This is a genomic window from Rhodanobacter glycinis (assembly GCF_006438785.1).
GTDB lineage: Bacteria > Pseudomonadota > Gammaproteobacteria > Xanthomonadales > Rhodanobacteraceae > Rhodanobacter > Rhodanobacter glycinis_A.
The window spans coordinates 42,982-66,439 of sequence record NZ_RCZB01000003.1; the positions used below are offsets into that span (position 1 = coordinate 42,982).

Sequence of the window (23,458 nt, forward strand, 5' to 3'; positions counted from 1 at the left end):
ATAGCTCAACCCAAAGCATTCATGCGGTGGTCGGCCATAGGCAGGGATACCGCGCCACGCTCCGTATGCATGCGCTGCCGCGAACAACGGGAAGCACTACCCAGTGGGATACGGCCGGACAGGCTACGGGTATAGAGGTACGACATCAATTAACTAGGAGTGCAATGATGAAGCGTTACTTCCTAAACGTGTTTGCTCTTGCGGTGATTGCCGTTGGTGCTGCCAGCTCTGCTTTTGGGGCAGGCGCTGTCCATACGATGTTACTGAATAAATGCTCTGGCGGCGGCGGCTCGTGCGAGTGCTCGGGCGCTTGTTACGCCGATTCGACTGGTTGCGTTTGTCGCAGCAACTGATTGGCCATAAGGCCGCGGCAACCATTTGTCGCGGCCTTTTTCATGGAAGGCAAGCATGGCAAGCAAGAATCTTTTTCAGAATATCGTGACCGGTGCACTTTTGGCTTGTGCGGCGATGGTGGCCGTTTCTATGGTGCACAGGGAGTTCTTTACGCCGGCCCAAGACGGCATCCTCACCGGTCAACACGTCGCGAATTGGAAGGACTTGGCAGCAAATCGCACCCCAGCGACAGGAACTGCGGCTTCGCCAGTGACGATCTTGGATTTCTCAGACTATGAATGCCCTTTCTGCAAAAGCCTCGAAGGGAAGTTGAGAACACTGGCCGCGCAGCAGCCTGGTGTTATTAAGATTGTCCGCTACGAGTTTCCGTTGACGTTGGCTCATCCGCACGCTTATGAGGCTGCACTGGCCGGCAAGTGTGCAGCCAAGCAGGGCGTGGTAGGAGCCTTTCAAACGGTGGTCTATCAAAATAACGCCAAGCTCGGGACGCTCAACTGGAGAGATCTCGCAGCCAGCGCCCAAGTTCCTAACCTCGACCAATTTGCCTCCTGTATCGCGCAAAAGGAACTTGCTAGTGAGGTTGACGCGGACATGGCACAAGGTCAGCGACTAGGATTCACGAGCACACCTATGCTCGTCATCAATGGAGACGTGGTAAGCGGCGACCAGAGCAAAGAAACGCTCGCCGCGCTTGTTAAACGGTATGCAAAAGGGTGAGAGCCTGCGTCCCTCGTTCGATTGTGTGCGAGCGATGGATGCTGGGGTAGCCATCAACTGATGCGCTATCACAGAAAGCTGACACCTTTAGGTGCAAAGGAATTGCCCGATCCCGGGCAATGTTGGCAACAGCTCTCCTAAGGAGGAAGTGATGAAAAGGTACATCCTTAACATCCTCGCGATCGCAGTGATCGCTACCGGCGCAGTTAGCTCTGCATTTGGTGCATCAACCACGGTACACACCAACCTTTTGAACAAGTGCTCCGGCGGTGGTGGCACCTGCGAATGCGCAGGTGCATGTGCTGCAGATAGCACTGGCTGTAACTGCGTCTGATCGACGAGGGCCGCAGTGTATCTGCGGCCCTCCCGAGCGACTCACGTAGGTCGCTTACCTCCAAATTCAAGGAGATTCCCCATGTCAATTTCCCGACCTCTCTCTCTATCAACGGCTATGTTCGGTCTTGCGCTCGCTGCAACTTGCTCGGTTAGCCTCGCAAGTTCCTCTCCATCCAATCAACAGCCAACTCAAGAAAAAAAGGCAGAAGCCATCTTGTCTGAGCCGTCCTTTGATGTGGATGAGCTGGCCGCCAAGCGTATTGAAGTCAGCGACGCCCCAAGCGAAAACGGCGGATACGCACTTCTCGCGAAGGATGTGGTGATTGTGCGAGCCCAAAAGCGCGACCTTGCCGGAATCCGACGCCTTCGGATGACAAGAGGGCAGCAGCCCACAATGTGGTTTCGCAACAATAAGTCGAGCTTCACGGTCACAGATCCGACGCTGGTCAACAAAGCGATCGATCTCGATTCCCAAGTGGCGACAATCGCCTCTCAGCAAAGCGCTGAAATGAAACAGCTGGCCTCAGCAATGCGTGCCGCTAGGACATACGATCGAGAACTCGCTCAACTACGCATGGAGAGGGCGCAGACGAGGATGTCCACCTTATCGGGTACGAAATCGACCCAAGATCCGGCGCTCACTAGTCAAAAGGTTGCCGAAAACCAAGTCAAGCGGAAAGAAATTAATCAGCAGATCAAATCACTTGAAGCATCCCAGCGAACAACCGAGGCGCAGCTCGATCATGCAGTAGCTGTGCGGGATGCAGGGATGAAGCAGATCGAAGTTGACGCCCTCAAGGCAGGTCTAAACCAGGCTTAAGAAATTGGAATTTCGGGCGGCACTTGGTGCCGCCCGATTGATATTGCGTTGACCAAGGGGGCCGGGTGTTACGCTATTACCTACAGCTGAGTATCCGCAGTCTTGTGCGACACCGCGTCATCGCCGGCATGCTAATCGTTGCGATCGGATTGGGCATTGGCGCGAGCATGACCATGATCACGGTTATCCATGTGATGACCAAAGATCCTGCACCGGTCATAAGCGGAAGCTTGTTCTATCCCTTCGTTAACGCAAGCCCCCCCGGGTGGCAGGGAGCAGGAGGGGAGAGCTTCACCTGGGCCGATGCATCTAACCTTTTGGATGCCCATAGGGCTGATCGACAGGCGGCGATGGCCGGTGGCCGGGCATTGATCAGTCCACCCAGCGGGCGATCCACTCCGTTCTACGTCAGCGGACATTTGGTGACTGCTGAGTTCTTTGGCATGTTCGAGACGCCTTTCGTGAAGGGGGCTGGATGGACATCGCAAGAAGATAGTGACCATGATCGAGTGGTTGTGCTGAACGGTGAACTTGCCAAAAAGCTTTTTGGCTCAGCCAATCCTGTAGGTGAGATGCTTCATCTTGATAATGCTGATTACCGCATTGTAGGTGTGCTTTCCAATTGGCACCCGCAGCCCCTATTTTACGGTGGACTGAGCGGAGACTATGCCTTCGGCGAAGGGGATCAATTTTTCGTTCCCCTGCAAACGGCGCTTGACCAGAAAATGCGTATCGGGGGAGGCATGTCGTGTTGGGGTGAAGACAAAGATCCACACAAAGGGGATCAATGTGGGTGGCTCCAGTTTTGGGTTCGTCTAGACAGTCCTAAACACCGAGCTGAGTATCTCCAGTTTTTGAATTCGTATTGGAGCAACCAACAACAGCATGGAAGGATGCAGCGCGCCGCCAATGCTAGGCTGGATCCTCTGATGGAACGACTGCAGCACTTGAATCTTGTGCCCGACGACGTGTCACGGCAGCTGTTCCTTGCTCAACTATTCTTGATCGTCTGCCTACTAAATGCCGTAGGTTTGCTTCTTGCCAAGTTCTTGCAAATGGCACCCCAAATCAGCATTAGGCGGGCATTGGGTGCGAAGAAGCGGGATATTTTAGTCCAGCTGATGAGTGAGGCTGCGCTTGTCGGCGTGCTTGGCGGAGCCTTGGGCTGTGCACTGACAGCATTTGGGCTCAACCTCATTCGAGGTCAACCTGACCGATATGCCCAACTGGCTCATCTTGATGTCGGCATGTTGTCGCTCACCATAGGCCTTGCGATCTTCTCAAGCTTGGCTGCTGCCGTTGTCCCTGCTTGGCGAGCTTGCCAGATCCCCCCCGCGCTGGAGCTCAAGCTGCAATGACTCCCCGTGTGCACCTGGGACATATCCTGCACTCACTTCGCAGGCACCAATTGACCGTGCTGATCCTCATCATCGAGGTCGCATTTTCCTTTTCGGTAGTCTGCAATATGGCGCTAATGGCGAGCCATAGGGTACTTGCCTGGCATCAAGAAAGCGGCCTCCAAGAATCTGGATTGGGCATGCTATCCAGCACAGACAGGTCGAGTACGGGTGGGGATAACCATTGGGCGCGCACGGTCGAGGCAATGCGCGCTATCGAGACTATTTCAGGCGTCGAGGCAGTGGCAGCCGTACAGTCACTGCCCTTGAATGGAAATAGCTACAATATTTCTTTCTCACGGTCATTGCCAGCCGACTCGGGCAATGGTGAGGGTGTGCAGGTCAACGCATTCATTGGCTCGCCAAATATGGTGAAACTCCTTGGGCTTGAGATAACCAAGGGGCGGTCGTTTACCCGAGACGAGTACGTCCTAAACAAGGATCAGGGTGCCGCACTGGCAGAAGCAGGTTCGGTGCTTGTTTCTGAGCAACTCGCGAGGAAGTTGTTCGGCTTACGTAACGCGCTGGGTCAAGTGGTATATGTCGAACGCCACCCGATGCGCATCATAGGAATTGTCAAGCATCTACTCAGCCCGGCTCCCACTTTGGGTGCTGAGAATGAACTCACCGCTATCGTGCCAGTCCTACCAAACAGTGACACTATTACTTTTCTCGTCCGCGCCAGGTCAACTGATCTCGACCGCATGCTGCACCGTAGTGCCCAAGCCCTATTTACCGCAAATCCCAATGGGGTCATTGAAAATGTCTGGCCTTACGAAGATCTGCGTATGAAATACTTCCAGCATGACGTGGCTATGCTGCGTCTTATGATTTATGCATTGGTTGCTTTGCTAGTGGTCACCATCATCGGCATTGCGGGCTTGGTAAGTTTCTGGGTGTCGAGACGAGGGAAGTCCATCGGCGTTCGTCGCGCTTTGGGTGCACTCAGGAGTGACATTATCTTTCACTTCCTTGTCGAAAACATCTGCGTGGTAGTAGCTGGGCTCTGTGTCGGAGTCGCGGGAGCGTATACCCTCAACGCCTACCTTATTCGACATTATGGCGAGTCACCGATGTCAGTCATATTCCTCTTGTTCGGAATTGTGTTGATGGTTGTGGCTGGGCAACTTGCTTCTCTCGGGCCTGCCGTCCGAGCTGCCAAGATACCTCCTTCGGCGGCGATGCGCGGTATGTAACGCTTGTGTGAGTGCTCAGCCGATGGCCCGCCTAGAACGCCGTTGCGTCCAGCATCGCTTCGATAGATTCCATCCATGAAAGAGACGGTACTTCGTAGCTGGGGCAATCCCCCCGCAGGTTAGCTGACGCCAGAAGTGGAATTTTCTCTTAGTCTTTCCCGAGGAGATTCCATGAAAAGTCCCGATTCACCGACAGCCAGATCCTGGTCGTGCTCAAGCAAGCCGAAGCCGGCCCACCGGTACCACAACTGTGCGGCGAGCACGGGATCAGCTCGGCGACGTTCTACAGGTGGCGACGTCCCCCCGCTTTGAGTAGCGGGACGGTTTAGAGTCCATGTAATGACCCAGCACTTCCTGCACAGGTCAGGCCGCTAAAGCATAAGCCTCGGCGGGGGTCACCTGGCGACGCCATGTCGGCGCGGGACTACATTCTTGCGGCGCACTTCAACGCCGCTTGTAAGCAAATGCCCATCTCTCCCACACAGGCGCTTACCTTATATTTACATCTCAAATACGAGACGTGATCGGCGCAATTGTCGCGGGATGCGTGAAAGAATTTGCTCGCCTAGACAATAGAATTTTGCGGCAACGCGTAAAGCACCAAGCTCGACACGCAGATCAAAATGTAGCTTTTCGTCGGCTTGCGGTCGGTGATGAATCAAATTCAGGGGACGCCGTTGTGCGCCCTGAACAGGGGCTCGAATGGAATCGAACGACTTACGTGCGGGAGTCTGTCTTCCACACCGCCATCACGGCGAAATAGAGCATCGCGTCCGACACCGTCGGTCGATTCCACTGCGTTCCCTTGCTGACAAATCGCATGACTCACTCACCAGACACTGCCTGTAACGGCGGTGATTTTGGCGTGTCTGACGATTTTCCGATGAGCGAGGAACCTCATCCTTGGCGACTGCGGATTGAACATTTTCTGACTACTGCAAGCGAAGGCACGCGTCGGCGTCGGCGGCGAGGGCAACACTAAAGCTTCTGGCTCATGGTGACAATTCAATTACTCGATGCGGAATAAAAACGTGGAAACGAAGTTCTGGAATCACACCTTTAGAGTCAGCCTGATCATAGCGACCATCGCTTTGACAGGGTGCGGAACTCCAGCAGCCAAAAACTTCGGCGGCAGCTGGAAGCCCGTGAATCATTTTCGAGAGCAGCCCACCGAAATACCGTTGACCGCAGCCTATACATTCTATGCGGCACCCATGGATGAGACGCTCAAGACCATGCTCACCCGTTGGGCGAGCGATTCGGGGCGAGAGTTGTCATACCAGCTCCCCTTTGACGTCACCCTCTACACGCCGGTGTCGAGCATTCGCACAACCGATCTTGATGGTGCAGCCCAGCAGCTGACGACAATCTATGCCGCGCAGCACGTATATGTCTCCGCGACCGATCGAAAGATATTGGTGCTTCCATCCAGCACCGTCAGCAGCAGTGCGACCGACGTGGAAGCTGAACCCGCAGCGCCGACTCCCGCCAAACCGACAGGCAGCAAATGAAAAGGGAACTTATCGAGCTACCGCTCAGCAAGGCAGGCATTCACTGATGTTGAACAAGAAATCATCCAGTCGCAAAGTTGATGAAGCGGTGTCCAAATCCGTCAATTTCGAACTGACGATCGCTGATATCGCCAAACGCAGCGAACGGCGCGCGTGGTGGGTGGCATTTACAGCCATAGCGATGGCGCTGATTCTTGCCGGCGGCTACTTCTACATGCTTCCGCTCAAGCAAAAGGTTCCATATCTCGTCATGGCAGATGCCTATACCGGCACCGCCACGGTCGCGCGCCTGGACGGCGATTTCGCCATGCGCGGGATAACTACCAGAGAGGCCGTGAACCGCAGCAATGTCGCTCACTTCGTGCTGGCCAGAGAGTCCTACGATTTAGCCCTGGTGAATCTGCGCGATTGGAAAACCGTGCAGACCATGGCTTCCTCCGGGGTCAAGGCGGAATACACCGCGATGTTCTCCTCAACTAACCCGGACAGCTGGGCCAAGCAGTACGGCAAAGATCAGTCCATCCGCGTCAAATTACTCAGCATTCAGCTGATTGGTGGCGGCGACGGTGTGACGCCCCACGGTGCCACCGTGCGTTTCCAGCGCAGTCTCTTCAACAAATCGAATGGCGCCACCCGGCCCCTCGACAACAAGATCGCCACGATCGAGTTCACCTACAAGCAGAATCTGGAAATGGACGACCAGAATCGGATCGAGAATCCGCTGGGGTTCTGGGTAACCAGTTATCGCGTAGACGACGACTACGCTACTGCACCACCACCGGAAATTCCGGGGGCGCCCGTCGCCCCGCAGACCGCCGTGCCGACATTCGCCGCTCCTGCGAGCTCAGCGACTACCGCCGCAGCGATGTCGGCTACGACAACGTCTACCGATTCCGCCACGGGAGCGGCTCGCCAATGAAACGATCAAGCCTCTGGTGCCTTGGAGTCACCCTGTGCGTTGCCGCTGCCATTGCACCTACCATGGCAGCGGCGCAGGTGCTGACGCGCTACCAGTTCAAGCCCGACAGTATTTACCCGGTAAACACGGGCTTGGGTATCACTACCCAGATCGAGCTCAGCCCCAACGAGAAAGTGCTCGATTACAGCACCGGCTTCAGCGGTGGATGGGACCTCACCCGTCGTGAAAACGTGTTCTATCTAAAACCCAAGAACGTGGATGTGGACACCAACATGATGGTGCGCACCGCGACACACTCCTACATTTTCGAACTCAAGGTGGTGGCGACGGACTGGAAAACTCTGGCGCAGGCCCGCCGCGATGGCGTGCAGTACAAGATCGCCTTCACCTACCCGGCCGATACCAGCTTCGCCAACGAAAAGAAAAAGCAACTGCAGGCCGCCGCGCAGGACAGCAACCTGCTGCCTGATCGCAGCTACAACTTCGATTACGACTACGCCGCGAAGAGCAAGGCAGCCCCATGGCTGGTCCCGACCAACGTCTACGACGACGGTCGCTTTACGTATATCAAGATGAGCGACTTGAAGGCCTTCCCAACCGGCGATTTTCCGGCCGTCTACATGCGCGAACAAGAGCACGGCGAAGACTCGCTGGTGAACACCACCGTGGAAGGCAACACCATCATCATCCACGGCACTTACAACTATCTGGTCATCCGCCACGGCAACGACGTCGTGGGCCTGCGCAGGAATACCAAAAAGTGAATACTCCCCGGCACCCCGAAGACGAGCGCGCAGGCATCGAGTCGGCGCAGGCCACCCCGCGCGACCAGAGCGAGGCATTTCACAACAACCCTTACGCCAACCAGTACCAGCGTAGCGCCGAGCCTGATCTCGACGCCGGCGCGCCTGCGTTGCGTAGTAATGAACTGCGACAGATGAATCGCCGCGCGCTGTTCTTGTTGGGTGCCGTGGTGCTGCTGTTGTTGTTCCTGGCTTTCTGGTTGATCAGCGGCGCAGGCAAAAAGAGCGATCAGTCCAAGCCGCGCGAGGAGAAGGTGACGGTGGCCGAGGCGCCTGCATCTCTTGCCCTGCCGCAACTGCCGCCTGCGCCAGCCCCGCTGCCAGCAGCCCAACCCATTCCATTGTTACCGGCGCCTACGCCCGCACCGAACAGGCAGATGCCGGCACCGAGCGGCCCCACGCTGCTGCAGCGCCGGCTCGCCGCCAGCAGTAACGACACTGGAACAAGCGATTCCGGTTCGCTGGTTGCAGCTCAGCAATCGCTTGGAAAAAAGCTGCCCGGCGATGTCGATTCGGTTCCCACCAGTGCACAGCCACTGACCCATCCGGATACCCTGATGCAGCGTGGAACCTACATCCGCTGCGTGCTGGAAACGCGCATTGTTTCAGACATCCCCGGCTTCAGTACCTGCCTGGTCACCGAGCCGGTCTACTCTTTCAACGGCCATTCCTTGCTGCTTCCAAAGGGGTCCAAGCTGCTGGGTAGCTATAGCGGCGGCCCCACCGGCGATCGAGAAGCGGTGATCTGGGATCGCATCATCACGCCCACCGGTATCGACGTGAATATGTCCAGTCCTGGCATTGACAACCTCGGCGGCGCAGGTGTGCCCGGTTACTACGATGCTCACTGGGGCAAGCGCATTGGTTCGGCCTTGTTGATCAGTCTGCTCAGCGATGCCTTCAAATACGAAGCGGCCGAGCACGGGCCTCGAACCACCAGCATAAGCAATGGCGTCGTGACCCAGACACCGTTCGAAAGCAATACCGCTCAAACCATCCAGAACCTGGCCAATCAGGCCGTTCGTGAAGCCGCCAACCGCCCACCGACAGTCACCATCAACCAGGGCACCGTCATCTACGTCTACGTGACCAAGGATGTGGACTTCAGCGGTGTGGTTGCGCGCTCCTGACCCGGAATAGCCCAAAGGCACTTGACTGATATCACCATGGAAGACGTCACCACCCACATCTCGAATGATTTTCTCGACTACCAGTACGAGGTGCTGGGTGTGCGCGAATACATGGCCTCTCCCGAGGTCACCGAGATCTGCATCAACCGGCCCGGCGAGCTGTACCTTGAGAGCCGCGGTAGTTGGCAGCGGGTGGATGTGCCATCGCTCACTTTCGAGCGTGCGCGACAGTTCTGCACCGCCGTGATCAACGAGAGCAACACCGGCCAACGCATTACCGACGTGGATCCGGTGGTCTCGCTGACCTTTCCCACCGGCCAGCGCGCCCAGTTCGTGATTCCGCCTGCCTGCGAGGCAGGCTTCGTCTCCATCACCATCCGACTACCCTCCAAGCATCTCAAAACACTGGAACAGTACGAAAGCGACGGCTTTTTCGACGAGATCGTGGAAATCAGCCACAGTCTCAGCGACCTGGACAGCAAGCTCCTGGAACTGCGCGCGGCGCGGCGCTACGCCGAGTTCTTCCGCCAAGCCGTGCTCGGCAAGAAAAACATCGTGGTCTCCGGTGCCACCGGCAGTGGCAAGACCACTTTCATGAAATCCCTGGTCAACCACATCCCTGCCGATGAGCGGCTGGTCACCATCGAAGACGCGCGCGAGCTCTTTATCGAGCAACCCAACGTGGTGCACCTGCTGTACTCCAAGGGGGGTCAGAGCGCCAGCAACGTCACCGCCAAAAGCTGCATGGAAGCCTGCCTGCGGATGAAGCCCGACCGCATCATCCTGGCGGAGCTGCGCGGCGACGAGTCCTTCTACTTCATTCGCAACTGCGCCTCGGGTCACCCCGGTTCGATCACCAGTTGCCACTCCGGCAGCACCGAACAAACCTGGGATCAGCTCGCGCTGATGGTCAAGGCGTCCACCGAAGGTGCCGGGCTGGAGTTCAACACGATCAAGCGCCTGCTGATGATGACCATCGACATCGTGGTGCACATCAAGGCACACGGCGGACGTCGCTGCATCACCGGCATCGATTTCAATCCTCAACGCAGCCACGAGGAGCATTGAATGTTGCCCGGAATGGAAATGCTGGCCTGCCCCAATCTCGCCGTCTCGCCGGAGGTGATGCAGCACATCGTGCATGTCGAATCCAGCGCCAATCCCTACGCCATCGGCGTGGTCGGTGGCCAGCTGGAGCGTCAGCCGAGAAACCTGCCCGAGGCGTTGGCCACAGCGCAGATGCTCGATACCAAGGGCTACAACTTTTCGTTGGGTTTGGCCCAGGTCAATCGCGCCAATCTTGGTCGTTACGGACTCGATTCGTATCAGAAGGCGTTCAGCGCCTGCGCCAACCTGTCCGCCGGCGCACATATCTTGGCCGACTGTTACGCCAGCGCGCACGGCGACTGGGGCAAGGCCTTCAGCTGTTACTACTCCGGCAACTTCACCACTGGTTTTCGCGATGGCTATGTGCAGAAGGTTTATGCCTCGATCAATCGCGATGCCAACGCGCCCGGAAAAGTGATGTCTGCCTCGGTGCCTGCAGCAGAGGCCATTGCGCTGCGCTCGAAACCGGAAGCGCCAACGTCAGTAGCCGAGGCACCCACGCGCACAACCGATCTCAAACCCGTCACCGTCTACGCCCCCGGCGGCGCCAACTATCGCGTTGCCCTGCGCAGTATGGCGATAGACGCAGCCGCGGCAGCCACGGTACCCGCGATCATCGCTGCGATCAGCCGCGCCACGCCCGCGAATGCAGCAGCAGCCCCATCCCCAGGCTCGCCGGCGATCGGTCCCACCGACGCGAATACCAATCAAGCCGTGCCAGCAGCGCCGGGTCGGGTAGACGCCTCACTTGCACTGACGTTGACCGCAATAAACCAGACACCTACGGCACCCAGCGGCAACCCGTCGAACGACGCCGTCTTCGTTCCCCAGGTTCATGGCCCCAACGATTTACCCGAAGCCTCCGCATCCACTGAATCGGCCCCGTCCATAACCCAGGCAACGTCCTCCAACGCTGGCGCAGATCGCGCCGACCTCCACCAGGAGCAGCGCGATGCCGCTTTCGTCTTCTGACAAACCCGTTCTCTGCTCGATCTGGCGGTTTGCTTTTACCCGACGCGCACTCGGTACGCGTCGTCCTGGCCTCAGGGCCGTCCAAGCGTCGCGGGGCAACCCGGGGCATAACGCAGCACGCAATGCCGCCCAAGGCGGCCGAACCTGAACCGGCTGTCGCCACCTGTCTGGCGTACTGCTTCAACTATCGACAAGGAAACTCAGATGGCTATCCACTCGCTCAGCAACGAAAGCATTCTGCACTCTCAGCGCATGCGGCTTTTCATGATCATGTGCATCATGGCCTTTGTCGTGCTTCCCGGCCTTGCTTTCGCGCAGGACGCAGGCGCGACGATCGATACGACCTGCGGTTTCGCGTCGAATGTTCAGAAAATCCTAAACGCCTTGTCCATCGTCGTCGTCACGATCGCGGTGATTTTCTCCGGCTATCAAATCGCTTTTGCACACAAGCGCATCGGCGACGTGGCGCCGGTCATGATCGGCGCCATCCTGATCGGTGCCGCCGGTCAAATCGCCAATATGTTCCTGAAGCCCAGCGCGGGAACGGATGCCTGCAAAGCGACCACAAGCCTGATCACGCACGTCATCACTAACTATGTATAAAAACCCGCTATTTCGCGGCTGCACCCGCCCGCCGATGTTCATGGGCGTGCCGTACATACCTTTTTTCATGGGTGCGGGTGGGTGCTTTCTGCTGGCGGTATATACCAACTTTTTCTACCTGCTGCTGTTGCCGGTAGTGATCTTCATCATGCGGCAGATGGCACGCCGCGATGAGATGATTTTCCGTCTGCTGGGCCTGCGCTTGCAGTTTCGCACGCGGGTAAGAAACCTGGGCGATAACGATGGCATGTGGGTATTCACTCCCAATAACCATCGTGGCCAGGGCAAAGACAAATCGTAGCTTCCCCAGATGCCCTGATCGCAAGATCAGGGCATCATCTTGGACCCGGACCATGGCCAAACCCAGCTTTAGACCTGACACGCCCGTCGCCGAATTCCTGCCGCTGTCCACGCATGTGTCGCCCACTGTGCTGAAGACTACCGATGGGGATTTTCTGCTGGTGTGGCGCCTCGGTGGACTGCCATTCGTCGGTCGCGAAGAGTGGGAAATCGAGCATCGCCACAACACCTTCAACCGCCTGCTGCAAACGTTGCGGGCGCCAGACTTCGTCAACGTGGCGTTCTGGGTGCACGACGTGCGCCGTCGCCGCCGCCTGAAAGACCACAGCCAGTTCGATCAAAGCTTCAACCAGCAGATGTCGGACACCTACTACGAGGCTTTGTCCGCTCAGAAGCTGATGCAGAATGAGCTCTATCTGACGATGATGTACCGGCCCATCGTGAGCGGCAAACGCTTTGCGGAAAAGTCCAGCGATGTCGGCCGGCTTGAGTCTCAACAACTCGACGCGGTGAGCACCATACTGGAGCTGGCCGGCAACGTGGAAGCCGTGCTCAAGGATTACGCACCGTATCGTCTGGGCATGTACGAAGCCAGCAATGGTGTGGTGTTCTCCGAAGCGCTGGAGCTTTACGGCTATTTGCTCAATCGCATCGACGAGCCGGTACCCGTGATCAATGCGCCCGTCTACAACTACCTGGCGGTAAGCAAACAGCGTTTCTCGGCCAAGACGGGTGATTTCGTGATCACCACGCCCGAAGGCAAAAATCACTTCGGCGCCATGCTCAACATCAAGGAATACACCGACGGCACCTATCCGGGCATCCTAAACGGCCTGAAGTACCTGGATTTCGAATATGTCATCACCCACTCCTTCAGTCCCATGGGTCGCCAGGACGCACTGAAAGCACTGGACCGTACCAAGGGCATGATGATCTCCTCCGGTGACAAGGCCTTCAGCCAGATCGCCGAGCTCGATCACGCGATGGACCAGCTCGCCTCCGGTAACTTCGTCCTAGGTGAATACCACTTCTCCATGGCCATTTACGCACCTAGCCAGGAAACCCTTTCCCAACAGATCGCGACTACACGTGCGGAGCTTTCCAACGCCGGCTTTGTCTCGGTCAAGGAAGATCTGGCTGTCACCGCAGCTTTCTACGCCCAGTTTCCTGGCAATTGGAAATACCGCACCCGGCTGGCCAACGTCAGTTCGCTCAACTTCCTGGGCCTGTCACCGCTGCACAACTTTGCCACCGGGAAAAAAGAGAACAATCCCTGGGGTGACTGCGTCACTACCTTGCAGACTACCAATGGTCAGGCGTATCACTTCAACTTCCACGCCACCCACCCGGCGGAGAATTCGCTGGGGGAAAAGGCCATCGCCAACACCATGGTCATCGGCAAGTCCGGTACCGGCAAAACCGCGCTGATCAACTTCCTGCTCAGTCAGGTGCAAAAGCTGAAGCCCTCACCCACCATTTTCTTCTTCGACAAGGACCGCGGCGCGGAAATTTTTGTTCGCGCCTGTGGCGGCAACTACCTGGCGCTCGAAAACGGCAAACCCACCGGCTTCAATCCGTTCCAGTGCGAGCGAAGCGAAGCCAACGTCCAGTTCCTGGCCGAACTGGTAAAGGTATTGGTGGGCAAAAGCGTCTACAGCTCGCGCGAGGAAGAAGACATCTTTCGCGCGGTCGAGAGCATGCTCGATACGCCCATGCACCTGCGCACCATGACCAACTTCCAGAAGAGCCTGCCCAACATGGGCGATGATGGTCTCTTCATCCGCATGCGCAGATGGACCGCTGGTAACTCACTGGGCTGGGTTTTCGACAACCTTGTCGACACCATCGAACTGGAAAAAGCCAACATCATCGGCTTCGACTACACCGAGCTGATCGACAACCCCGAAGTACGCGTACCAGTCATCAACTATCTGCTGCATAAGCTGGAAGCGCTGATTGACGGCCGTCCGCTCATCTACGTGATGGACGAGTTCTGGAAAATTCTCGACGGCAAGGGCGGGCTTAAGGAGTTCGCCAAGAACAAGCAGAAAACCATCCGCAAGCAGAACGGCCTCGGCATCTTCGCGACCCAGAGCCCGGAAGACGCCCTGGCCAGCGACATCGCCGCCGCCCTCATCGAGCAAACGGCCACGATGATCCTGCTACCCAACCCCAACGCCAGTCGCGAAGACTACGTTGGCGGTCTCAAGCTCACCGACGCGGAATATCAAGTGGTGGTGAGTCTGGACGAGCGATCCCGCTGCTTTCTGGTCAAGCAAGGCCATGCCAGTGCCGTCTGTCAGCTCAATCTTCGCGGCATGGACGATGCGCTGGCAGTCATCTCGGCCTCCACTGACAACATCGAAATCATGCACGACGTACTGTCGCAGCGCGCAGAGGCCGAAGGCATACCCGTCGATGCCCTCAGTCCTGAGCAGTGGCTCAACGATTTTTATGAAAATCGAAAAGGCAGCGGTAAATCCAGATCCAAGCCACCGTCCACCTCCAGTGCTGCCCGCACGGCGGCCAGTTAGTCCGTGTGTGATCGACCTCAATCACAAAAGGAGTGCGTCATGACCCATTTGCCCACCCGTCCGATGAAATTGCAATTGCGCCAGGTAGCTCTGACCTTGGCCTTCCTCGGCATCTTTGCCGGCACGGCCCACGCTCAAGTCTTGGTCACCGATTCCACGGCTATTTCGACCAGTGAGGAGGGCTTCAAATCGCAGTTGGCCCAGACCGTAGAGCAGTACACCAAACAGGGCATGCAGTACGCAAAACAATTGGAAGAATATGAAAAGCAAGTACAGCAATACGAGCAAATACTAACGTCTATCCAAAGCTTGGCCACCGGCGGCATCACACTTACTTCCGGGCGGCTCACACCAATCAGCGATGCCAGCAACCTCATCCAGCAGTCCTGTCCGGGCGCCAACGGTGGCGGCATCTTGGGGAGTATGACCTCCATAGCCACCTCCACCTTCGACAGTTCCATTACCAAAAATCAGCAAAACATCTGTGTGCAGATCGTTCTGGCCCAAGTCGACAGGTACAACAAAACCGTCAAAATGGTCAACGATACCCAGCAGTTCGGCCAAGAGCTGCAGCAGATCACAGCCAGCTTGAGCCAGATGAGCACGCAGGGTGATTCAAACAGGGTCTCCGCCAATACCGGAACGCATAGCGAGCAACTTGCTTGGGAAATGCAGGACTGGCAAAGCCAGATGAAAAAGGACGACGCCATCATCACCACGCTGCAGCAGCAGCAGAGTCTTCTGGCCAAGGTGGCTTTGAACGGCAGCAACACCATCCTGGGCAATGTGGTGCAAGCCGGGGCATTCGCGGCGGCGTTCCACTGACACAAGCAAACTGCTGACAACAGGGTAGATCGATACAACTGCAATGCGCGACTCGGCTGGGGATCACGAGCACCATGGTTTACTTCGTCCTTATCTACAATTGGCTTCATAGCAGGATCGACAGCTTCGGGGCCAACCTGATGGGTGCCGTGACTAGCTGGATGACCGCTATAGCCCTGCTGCTGGTCACCATCTGGATCATGATCCAGGGCTACCGTCTGATCACCGGCCAGTCGCGCGAGTCGATGATGGGACTGGTGACCAACATGGTGCGGGTAGTGGTAATCGTCGCCATCGCCACTACCGTCGGAGCTGTAGGTCATAATCTGCACACTCTCGTCACCACCGAGTTGACCACCGACATCAATCAGTTGTTCACTGGTGACGACACCACGCTGGCGCAGACCATCGATAAAAACCTCGCCTACACTCAGCTCGCTATGTCAGCCATCGACACCGTGCAGGTACCTCCTGGCGACACTGAAAGCGCCTCCAGCAAGGCGCGAGCCCAAGCCTTCGCCACTTTCGGCACTGCCAGTCCCGCCATGGCCGCTGCCGCCATGCTGCTGCTGTACGAGATCACACTTGCCTTGGTGATTGGCTTGGCGCCGTTGTTCATCATGTGTCTGATCTTTGAGCAGACCAAGGGCCTGTTCCAAAAATGGCTGCTCTACGGCATCGGCACACTGTTCTCGATGGGTGTGCTGGCCTTTATCAGCTCACTGGTGCTGCAGCTCACTCTGAAAGTTGCCGAGGCGCTGTGGGCGGCCAATATCATCAACGGTATCACCGGCATGGGTGCCGAGGGCTTCACCAACCAATCGATGCAGCAAGGCGGCATCGGTCTGTTGATGACCGTGCTGATCGTCTCCTCGCCCCCACTGGCGGCGATGTTCTTCCAAGGTACCGTGGGAAATTTCATGCACTTCTCAGCCTTTGGTGGCGGCATGGCCAGCCGACCTGGCCCGCAGGGGCAACCGCCGGGATCGTATGGTGGATATGGCGGTGGTGCGTATGCGCCGCCGCCATCGGGAACGGCGCAAACGACTGATCCAGGAGGGCAAGCTCGCCCTAATGGCTTTGGCAATAAACCCGGTGCCGCCACACGCCTGCCCGGCGCACCTAGCTCCGCCTACGCTGACATCATCAGACCGGCACCCACGCCGACGGGCGGTGCACGATGAAAGCCTGTCGCTTTCTGTTATTTGGGCTGCTGTTGCTGCTGGGCCGTGTCGTCCATGCCGAGGGCGGCTGTCCGCCCGGAATGATTCCCGCCAGCGGCACGGATATCAATTCCTGCGTCCCCGTCCCTCCCGGGTATTACCGCAATCAACAGCAGGCACAACCTCAACTTCCGCTTCCCCCGCCGCCCCAATGGGTTACTCGGTGGGGGGCAATTGCGACTGATGCGATCAAGGGGATTGTGGGCGCAGTAACTGGCTTATCTAGCAAGAACGAAGCGCAACAAGCAGCGATGGCCGATTGCCGAGCAAAGGGTGGATCACTTTGCAAGCTCGAAATTGCCTACGACAACGAGTGTGTAACGCTCGCAGCAGACAGCATGGGATACAGCATCAACACTGGGAATACAGTAGATGCAGCAAATCAATTAGCCATGAAAACTTGTAGTGCTATTGGTGAACATCTCGACTGCCACGTCTATTACTCCGCCTGCAGTCTACCTGTGCGGATTCAATAGTCCGATTTTCGTTCGTGAATTTATATTCCCTCGTAGAGGAAGCTCACCACACAACACGGAGGTATTCCATGAAACTGCGTGCCCTGTTCACCACGATTGCCATTGGCACTGCCACCGGCCTGACCATCGCCCCCGTCCAGGCCCAGAGCGTGGACCCCTGCACCGTCTACATGTGCATGGCGGGCATCTCCGGCTTCGGAGTCGGTGGCGGAGGTGGGCCCGCATGCGCCCCAGCAATTACTTACTGGCATACCGCTCTGGCCGTCTACAGTCCCTACTTCAACCCGCCTGCCAGTGCTGCACGGCGAAGGGGATATCTGACGCCGGCTTGTCCTGGCGCCAACGTCACCACCAATACCGCCGTGTTGAACGCCATCATGACCGAGTGGGGCTGGGTGCCGTAGGGGTCTTGGTTGAACGTGACCTATCGCTGCAACAGCTGATCGCTCGAAGGTGATGCGCAATGAAAACCCTTCCACACATGGATGTACTCATGGCTTGCACCTTTGTTATATCACCGCTAGGAGGCACTCCATCGCCTTCGCACAACATCGGTCTCGGCGTTGTCGGCATGACGTCTGATCGACCTACCTCAAGGCAGCCCCTATTCATACGAATCACCGTAATCGAGCCGCCATGTCAAAGCGACTGACTTCCTCGCTGATTCTTTCGCTGGCCCTGATCACCTCTGCCTGTGGTTCCCCCATGAAAACTCCCGATATCAAGCAGAACCCACATCCGAAGATGCGCTACGAAATCACCATGACCATCCAGGGCGCACCGGGGCCGTTCGATTCGGTCAGCGGGTTCGTGCAGTACAAGGTGTCGAACGGCCACTGCGTGCCTTTGACACCGATCAGCGGTGCCACGCTTCCACCGGAAAGCCGCATCCCTATCTCCTTTACCCGCGTGAGCGACAACCTGTACAAAGGCGTGATCTATACCGACTTGATGCAGGACGACGACTACTACGGCCTTGGCGTCTGCCATTGGTCGGTGGTAGCGGCATCGGCCGATCTGAAGATCAAGACCACGGCCTTGAGCCCGGCGATCTTTCACGACGACATCGTGGCGCAAAAATCCGTGGCCACCTATTTCGTCAACAGCGATTACCTCGACAACAGCAGTGCAAATGGCGAAGAACGCGTGGTGTCGGGCAATCCCAACCGTGCTTTCTACCTGCCTGCATCGCGGACTGATCTGTTCTCGATCGCGCTTGCCGCCAAGGAAGACTTCCAATGAGTATCAGCTCAAGCGATTACGCCTTGCTGTCTCAGGACTCGTACCACGATCACCAGTTAAAGGACAAAGTCACACTCGGCGGTGTCCAGTACGAAGTACAGGACTACACCGACAATCCTAGGACTGGCTATCAAGGCACCGCGTACAAACGGCTGGATACGGGTGAAGTCGTCATCGCCCACCGTGGCACCGAGTTCGATAGAGAACCGGTTCATGACGGTGGCGTCGACGCAGGCATGGTGCTGGTTGGAGTGAACGCTCAGACGGCCGATGCGATGGCTTTCACTCGGAAGGTATTGGAAGAAGCGGGAGTCGATTCGGAACGGAGTGGACGACCCCTGAGTGTCACCGTCACCGGTCACTCACTCGGTGGCACCTTGGCTGAGATCACCGCGTACGAATGCGATTTGCATGGTGAGACGTTCAATGCCTATGGCGCCACCAGTTTGGTGCAGGGCGTTCCCCACGGCGGGCACCAGGTCATCGATCACGTTCGGGCGGGCGATGTAGTCAGCGCCGCCAGTCCCCATTTCGGTGAAGTGCACATCTATGCCGCTCAGCAGGATATCGACACACTGAGCAAGGCTGGCTATCGGGACGATGGTGGTTTGTTGACTCCGCGCGCCCCTCTAAAGGCAATCGACTTCGGCGCCCACGCCATCGACAATTTTGTACCCGACAGCAAGGCACTTGGCCACTCGATCATCAACCCGGAAAGCGAAGCGCGGTATCGCGCGCATCACGGCATGATCGACCGTTATCGCAGCGATGTCTTGGATCTGCGCACCGGTCTATCGACGAGCTGGGAGATACCGAAGCTGGCGACAGAAAGTGGCATGGCGCTTGGTCGTGTCGCTATCCATGAAGTCGTACAAGGCGTGCATGCTGTTGAGCATGGTGCGCAGTACGCCGCTCACGAGGCCGTGCAGGGCATGCACGCCGTCGAGCGTGGAGTTCATGCGGTAGAGCGCACAGCGCAGAGCGTCGCGCATACCGTCCACGATGACATGCTGAAAGGCGTCCACGCTACGGAGCGCGCTTTGTCGCAGGGCGCCCATGCTGCCGAGCGTGGCGTGCAGCATGCAGCACAGGCCGTCGAGCACGCGGCGAGTAATGTCGCCCACGCGGTTGGAGAAAATGTTTCGCAGGGCGTGCACGTCACCGAGCACGCTGTTTCGCAAAGCATCCATGCCGCGGAACATGTCGCGCAATCCCTGGCCAGCGACGCGTCAAAGGCATTCGATGCACTGCGCCATCCCGGTTCGTGGCTCGACGACAAGCCGGTGTCAACAGCGACTCCGGTGCTGCTGGATCACACGACGCATCCGGATCATCCGCTCTATCAGCAAACGCGCGATGCCGTGCACCGGCTGGATGCCGAACATCATCGAACGCCCGATCAGCACAGCGACAATCTCGCCGCTTCCCTGGTGGTGGCTGCACGGCGTGATGGCTTGCAGGCAGTCAACCACGTCGTGCTCAGCAACGATGCGGCACGGACCTTTGCCGTGCAGGGTGATCTGAACTCGTCGTTCAACCAGATCACCCATGTGGAAACTGTGCAGGCCAGCAACACATCCATCGAACAGAGCAGTGCAGCATGGCAACGCGCCATGCAACAGAAGCAGTCGGATCCGACGCACGCGCCGCAGATGACGCAGGACCAACGGACTCAACAATCACCCCACCCTGCGGTGAGGCCGTAGCTCGTCGTGCGTGTAATCCCGCAAACCGGATGCTCGGCGCCGACTCCTTTGCCCCCTCAACGAAGCGTGCGCGCTTTCGTAATTCGCACTACGCGCCACGAGAAACAGCCGACGGATGGCGCGCTACGCGTATGGGACCTTAGATTGAATATGAAGTGCGTTCAAAAATACGTATCGCAGGATAGAACTTCATGAACAGGGGCAAGTGGTATTGGGCGATATTCCTGGCGCTGATCGGGCTGGCGGCGGGCGAATATTTTTCCGGGTTCCTGACGCTGCTGTTCCTCCGGCTGGATACTGGCCTGCTCAAGTGGAATACCTATCTGGGCTACCTGCGCGCGCTGAGTCTGCCGGAAGTTCAACCGTACCTTGGCCGCATCAAGGCGAGCGGTTATATCGGTTTCGGCCTGCCGGCCCTGCTGTGGTTGCTGGCGCTGTATTTCATGGCCCGGAAGAAGAAGCCGTCCATCCACGGCGATGCCCGCTTCGCCCACGGTGGCGACCTGAGCAGGCACGGTATGTTCAAGCGCACGGACAGCAGCATCCTGGTCGGAAAGTACAAGGGCGATTTGGTCAGGCTGAGCGGGCAGCAGTTCGTGATACTCGCCGCACCGACACGCTCGGGCAAAGGTGTCGGCGTGGTGATCCCGAACCTGCTCGAATACGGCGAGTCGATGGTGGTTCTCGACATCAAGCAGGAGAACTACGAGTTGACCAGCGGCTGGCGCGCCAGCCAGGGACAGGAAGTCTATCTGTTCAATCCCTTTGCAGAAGATCGACGCAGTCACCGCTGGAACCCGCTGAGCTATGTGTCGAAGGATCCTGCCTTCCGCGTTTCGGATCTGATGAGCATCGGGGCGATGCTTTATCCAGACGGCGCGGACGATCATAAATTCTGGGTGAGCCAGGCGCGCAACGCATTCATGGCCTTCACGCTATACCTGTTCGAGAAATGGGATGACGACGAAAGGAACAGCATCCCGCTGCAGTTGCGCAGCAAGCCTACGCTCGGCGCCGTTTACCGGCTTTCATCAGGCGATGGCTCGGACCTGAAACAGCTCTATCAGCTGCTGGCACAACAGGCCTTCCTCACCGGCAATGCGCGATCCGCGTTTGCCAACCTGTTGTCGCAGGCGAACGAAACGTTTGCCTCGATCCTCGGCACGTTCAAGGAGCCACTCAATGCATGGATCAATCCCGTGCTCGACGCGGCGACCAGCGATGACGATTTCCTGCTGACCGACATCCGCAAAAAGAAGATGACGATCTACATCGGCATCCAGCCCAACAAGCTGGCGGAGAGCCGGCTGATCGTGAATCTCTTTTTCAGCCAGTTGATCAATCTGAACACCAAGGAGCTGCCGCAGACCAATCCGTCGCTGAAATACCAGTGCCTGCTGCTGATGGACGAGTTCACTTCGATCGGCAGGGTGGAGATCATTGCCTCGGCCGTTTCGTTCATGGCCGGCTACAATCTGCGGCTGCTGCCGATCATCCAGAGCATGTCGCAGCTCGACGCCACCTACGGGAAAGACGTGTCGCGCGCGCTGATCACCAACCACGCGCTGCAGATCGTGTTCGCGCCACGCGAGCAACAGGACGCCAACGATTACTCCGACATGCTTGGCTATACCACCGTGCGCAAGGAGAACATTACGCGCGGACGCGAGACATCCCGCAGCCACTCGGAAGAGCGTCGGGCGTTGATGCTTCCCCAGGAGTTGAAAGAGATGGGGAATGAGAAGGAAGTCTTCCTGTACGAAGGCATCCCGCATCCAGTCATGTGCAACAAGATCCGCTACTACCAGGACAAATATTTCACCGTTCGCCTGCTACCCAAGGTCGATATTCCAAGGCTTGCGGTCTAGGCTGAGGCGACATCGGCTGCCACGCGCCGGTTCGGCGCTAGACTTGGCGGATGCTGCCTCCTTTCCTTCTCGATACGCTGCGCACGATCTTCGTGGGCGATGCGCTCTCGATCGGCGAAGCCGAGCGCATCGCCTACTCCTACGACAACTCCCGCCTGCACGCGCTTCCGGAAGCCGTAGTGTTCCCCACCGAACACGCACAGGTCGAAGCGCTGATCCAGGCCTGCCGCGCGCACAAGGTGCCGGTGATCGCGCGCGGGCGCGGCAGCAATACCACCGGCGCGACAGTCCCGGTCAACGGCGGCGTGGTGGTGAGTTTCGAGCGGATGAACCGGATCCTGCGGATCGATCCGGACAACCGCCTGGCGGTGGTCGAGCCGGGGGTGTTGAACGGCGACCTGCAGCAGGCGTTGGCGCCGCACGGTTTCTTCTGGCCGCCCGATCCCACCTCGGCGCCGTGGTGCAGCGTCGGCGGCAACCTGGCGTGCAATGCGGCCGGGCCGCGCGCGGTGAAGTACGGCAGCCCGCGCGAGAACACGCTGGGCCTGCGCGCGGTGGCCGGCAGCGGCGAGGGCTTTCGCTGCGGCACCTATACCAGCAAGGGCGCGACCGGTTATGACCTGACTCGGCTGCTGATCGGCTCGGAAGGCACGCTGGCGCTGATCACCGAGGCCACGCTGAAACTGACGCCGAAGCCGTCGGGCCTGCGCACGTTGCGCGCGACCTATAGAGATGTGGGCGCGGCGGCGCGTGCGGTGGCGCGGATCATGGCGCAGCCGGTGACGCCGTGCGCGCTGGAGTTCATCGACGACGTGGCGCTGAAGTTGGCGCGCGCACACGGCGGCGACAGCGTGCCGTTGGCCGGCGCGATGCTGATGATCGAGGTGGATGGCGAACCGGCCACACTGGACAGCGCGGTCGAGGCGGTGGCTGCTGCCGCACGCGGCGACGGACTGGAGGAATTGCGGGTGGCGCAGAGCGCCGAGGAAACCCGTGCGCTGTGGGCCGCACGCCGGGCGTTGTCGCCGGCACAACGCACGATCTCGCCGAACAAGATCAACGAGGATGTGGTGGTGCCGGTCAGCCACCTGCCCGCGCTGGTCGATGGCATCAAGCGGCTGTCGGCGCAGCACGATGTGTTGATCGTCACCTTCGGCCACGCCGGCAACGGCAACCTGCATGTGAACCTGCTGCCGCGCGACGAGGCCGAACGCGAACGCGCGCATGCCTGCCTCGCCGACGTGTTTGCGCTGGTGATCTCGTTGGAGGGCACGCTGTCGGGCGAGCACGGCATCGGCATGGTCAAGCGCGAGTTCATGCCGCTGGCGCTGTCGAGTGAGACGCTGGGGCTGATGAGAAACATCAAGGCCGCGTTTGACCCGGATGGGATTCTCAATCCCGGGAAGCTGCTGCCTTGAG

General features: G+C 58.2%; 21 protein-coding genes and 1 pseudogene. All 22 read left to right on the forward strand.

Translation table 11 applies throughout. From position 1 onward, the window contains the following. Positions 1–408 precede the first annotated feature (408 nt). Positions 409–1,071 (forward strand): DsbA family protein, encoded by a 663-nt coding sequence (locus tag EAH75_RS10780; protein WP_140649464.1) that lies wholly within the window; start codon positions 409–411, stop codon positions 1,069–1,071. A gap of 415 nt (positions 1,072–1,486) precedes the next feature. Next, positions 1,487–2,227: a hypothetical protein gene (locus EAH75_RS10785; protein ID WP_140805451.1), complete on the forward strand. Its 741-nt coding sequence runs from the start codon at positions 1,487–1,489 to the stop codon at positions 2,225–2,227. A 104-nt stretch (positions 2,228–2,331) separates the two neighbouring features. Beyond that, a complete protein-coding gene (locus tag EAH75_RS10790; protein ID WP_277752540.1) occupies positions 2,332–3,585 on the forward strand; it encodes an ABC transporter permease in 1,254 nt (417 codons plus the stop codon). Positions 3,586–3,641: 56 nt separating this feature from the next. Beyond that, complete coding sequence (locus EAH75_RS10795; RefSeq protein ID WP_161596186.1) at positions 3,642–4,820, forward strand: ABC transporter permease; 1,179 nt, start codon at positions 3,642–3,644, stop codon at positions 4,818–4,820. A gap of 179 nt (positions 4,821–4,999) precedes the next feature. Further along, positions 5,000–5,116 (forward strand): annotated as a pseudogene (locus EAH75_RS10800) (transposase); the annotation flags it as partial. Between the two features lie 735 nt (positions 5,117–5,851). Further along, positions 5,852–6,331 carry a toxin co-regulated pilus biosynthesis Q family protein gene (locus tag EAH75_RS10805; RefSeq protein ID WP_240046142.1) on the forward strand — a complete coding sequence of 160 codons (480 nt, stop codon included), beginning with the start codon at positions 5,852–5,854 and terminating at the stop codon, positions 6,329–6,331. A 46-nt stretch (positions 6,332–6,377) separates the two neighbouring features. Next, positions 6,378–7,250 (forward strand): virB8 family protein, encoded by an 873-nt coding sequence (locus tag EAH75_RS10810; RefSeq protein WP_140649453.1) that lies wholly within the window; start codon positions 6,378–6,380, stop codon positions 7,248–7,250. Further along, positions 7,247–8,014 carry a TrbG/VirB9 family P-type conjugative transfer protein gene (locus EAH75_RS10815; protein WP_140649451.1) on the forward strand — a complete coding sequence of 256 codons (768 nt, stop codon included), beginning with the start codon at positions 7,247–7,249 and terminating at the stop codon, positions 8,012–8,014. Before EAH75_RS10810 ends, EAH75_RS10815 begins: the two co-directional genes overlap by 4 nt. Next, positions 8,011–9,183, forward strand: coding sequence for a TrbI/VirB10 family protein (locus tag EAH75_RS10820; RefSeq protein ID WP_170212213.1), 1,173 nt, complete (start codon positions 8,011–8,013; stop codon positions 9,181–9,183). The genes EAH75_RS10815 and EAH75_RS10820 overlap by 4 nt, the downstream gene beginning before the upstream one ends. A 36-nt stretch (positions 9,184–9,219) precedes the next feature. Next, positions 9,220–10,251, forward strand: coding sequence for a P-type DNA transfer ATPase VirB11 (gene virB11, locus EAH75_RS10825; RefSeq protein WP_140649699.1), 1,032 nt, complete (start codon positions 9,220–9,222; stop codon positions 10,249–10,251). Beyond that, complete coding sequence (locus tag EAH75_RS10830; RefSeq protein ID WP_140649449.1) at positions 10,252–11,262, forward strand: lytic transglycosylase domain-containing protein; 1,011 nt, start codon at positions 10,252–10,254, stop codon at positions 11,260–11,262. 204 nt (positions 11,263–11,466) lie between these two features. After that, positions 11,467–11,865: a TrbC/VirB2 family protein gene (locus EAH75_RS10835; RefSeq protein ID WP_140649447.1), complete on the forward strand. Its 399-nt coding sequence runs from the start codon at positions 11,467–11,469 to the stop codon at positions 11,863–11,865. Then, on the forward strand, positions 11,858–12,166 hold the full coding sequence (locus tag EAH75_RS10840) for a type IV secretion system protein VirB3 (protein ID WP_140649445.1): 309 nt from the start codon (positions 11,858–11,860) through the stop codon (positions 12,164–12,166). Before EAH75_RS10835 ends, EAH75_RS10840 begins: the two co-directional genes overlap by 8 nt. A 52-nt stretch (positions 12,167–12,218) precedes the next feature. After that, entirely contained in the window at positions 12,219–14,699 is a 2,481-nt protein-coding gene (locus tag EAH75_RS10845; RefSeq protein WP_140649442.1) for a VirB4 family type IV secretion/conjugal transfer ATPase, read from the forward strand. Positions 14,700–14,738: 39 nt separating this feature from the next. Further along, entirely contained in the window at positions 14,739–15,524 is a 786-nt protein-coding gene (locus EAH75_RS10850; protein WP_140649440.1) for a hypothetical protein, read from the forward strand. Positions 15,525–15,598: 74 nt separating this feature from the next. Continuing rightward, positions 15,599–16,708 carry a type IV secretion system protein gene (locus tag EAH75_RS10855; protein WP_140649438.1) on the forward strand — a complete coding sequence of 370 codons (1,110 nt, stop codon included), beginning with the start codon at positions 15,599–15,601 and terminating at the stop codon, positions 16,706–16,708. Then, entirely contained in the window at positions 16,705–17,223 is a 519-nt protein-coding gene (locus EAH75_RS10860) for a DUF4189 domain-containing protein (RefSeq protein ID WP_140649436.1), read from the forward strand. Before EAH75_RS10855 ends, EAH75_RS10860 begins: the two co-directional genes overlap by 4 nt. Positions 17,224–17,291: 68 nt before the next feature. Beyond that, a complete protein-coding gene (locus EAH75_RS10865) occupies positions 17,292–17,627 on the forward strand; it encodes a hypothetical protein (protein ID WP_140649434.1) in 336 nt (111 codons plus the stop codon). A gap of 301 nt (positions 17,628–17,928) precedes the next feature. Beyond that, on the forward strand, positions 17,929–18,465 hold the full coding sequence (locus EAH75_RS10870; RefSeq protein WP_140649432.1) for a hypothetical protein: 537 nt from the start codon (positions 17,929–17,931) through the stop codon (positions 18,463–18,465). Further along, a complete protein-coding gene (locus tag EAH75_RS10875) occupies positions 18,462–20,171 on the forward strand; it encodes an XVIPCD domain-containing protein (protein ID WP_140649430.1) in 1,710 nt (569 codons plus the stop codon). Before EAH75_RS10870 ends, EAH75_RS10875 begins: the two co-directional genes overlap by 4 nt. Before the next feature lie 191 nt (positions 20,172–20,362). Next, positions 20,363–22,039, forward strand: coding sequence for a type IV secretory system conjugative DNA transfer family protein (locus tag EAH75_RS10880; RefSeq protein ID WP_140649428.1), 1,677 nt, complete (start codon positions 20,363–20,365; stop codon positions 22,037–22,039). A gap of 50 nt (positions 22,040–22,089) precedes the next feature. Further along, positions 22,090–23,457, forward strand: coding sequence for an FAD-binding oxidoreductase (locus tag EAH75_RS10885; protein WP_140805453.1), 1,368 nt, complete (start codon positions 22,090–22,092; stop codon positions 23,455–23,457). Position 23,458: the final 1 nt, after the last annotated feature.

What these genes read in the sequence shown, in the direction of transcription:
- EAH75_RS10780 (WP_140649464.1), top strand. Translation starts at nt 409, where the DNA reads ATGGCAAGCAAGAATCTTTTTCAGAATATCGTGACCGGTGCACTTTTG.
- EAH75_RS10785 (WP_140805451.1), top strand. Translation starts at nt 1,487, where the DNA reads ATGTCAATTTCCCGACCTCTCTCTCTATCAACGGCTATGTTCGGTCTT.
- EAH75_RS10810 (WP_140649453.1), top strand. Translation starts at nt 6,378, where the DNA reads ATGTTGAACAAGAAATCATCCAGTCGCAAAGTTGATGAAGCGGTGTCC.
- EAH75_RS10815 (WP_140649451.1), top strand. Translation starts at nt 7,247, where the DNA reads ATGAAACGATCAAGCCTCTGGTGCCTTGGAGTCACCCTGTGCGTTGCC.
- virB11 (WP_140649699.1), top strand. Translation starts at nt 9,220, where the DNA reads ATGGAAGACGTCACCACCCACATCTCGAATGATTTTCTCGACTACCAG.
- EAH75_RS10830 (WP_140649449.1), top strand. Translation starts at nt 10,252, where the DNA reads ATGTTGCCCGGAATGGAAATGCTGGCCTGCCCCAATCTCGCCGTCTCG.
- EAH75_RS10835 (WP_140649447.1), top strand. Translation starts at nt 11,467, where the DNA reads ATGGCTATCCACTCGCTCAGCAACGAAAGCATTCTGCACTCTCAGCGC.
- EAH75_RS10840 (WP_140649445.1), top strand. Translation starts at nt 11,858, where the DNA reads ATGTATAAAAACCCGCTATTTCGCGGCTGCACCCGCCCGCCGATGTTC.
- EAH75_RS10845 (WP_140649442.1), top strand. Translation starts at nt 12,219, where the DNA reads ATGGCCAAACCCAGCTTTAGACCTGACACGCCCGTCGCCGAATTCCTG.
- EAH75_RS10850 (WP_140649440.1), top strand. Translation starts at nt 14,739, where the DNA reads ATGACCCATTTGCCCACCCGTCCGATGAAATTGCAATTGCGCCAGGTA.
- EAH75_RS10855 (WP_140649438.1), top strand. Translation starts at nt 15,599, where the DNA reads ATGGTTTACTTCGTCCTTATCTACAATTGGCTTCATAGCAGGATCGAC.
- EAH75_RS10860 (WP_140649436.1), top strand. Translation starts at nt 16,705, where the DNA reads ATGAAAGCCTGTCGCTTTCTGTTATTTGGGCTGCTGTTGCTGCTGGGC.
- EAH75_RS10865 (WP_140649434.1), top strand. Translation starts at nt 17,292, where the DNA reads ATGAAACTGCGTGCCCTGTTCACCACGATTGCCATTGGCACTGCCACC.
- EAH75_RS10870 (WP_140649432.1), top strand. Translation starts at nt 17,929, where the DNA reads ATGAAAACTCCCGATATCAAGCAGAACCCACATCCGAAGATGCGCTAC.
- EAH75_RS10875 (WP_140649430.1), top strand. Translation starts at nt 18,462, where the DNA reads ATGAGTATCAGCTCAAGCGATTACGCCTTGCTGTCTCAGGACTCGTAC.
- EAH75_RS10880 (WP_140649428.1), top strand. Translation starts at nt 20,363, where the DNA reads ATGAACAGGGGCAAGTGGTATTGGGCGATATTCCTGGCGCTGATCGGG.
- EAH75_RS10885 (WP_140805453.1), top strand. Translation starts at nt 22,090, where the DNA reads ATGCTGCCTCCTTTCCTTCTCGATACGCTGCGCACGATCTTCGTGGGC.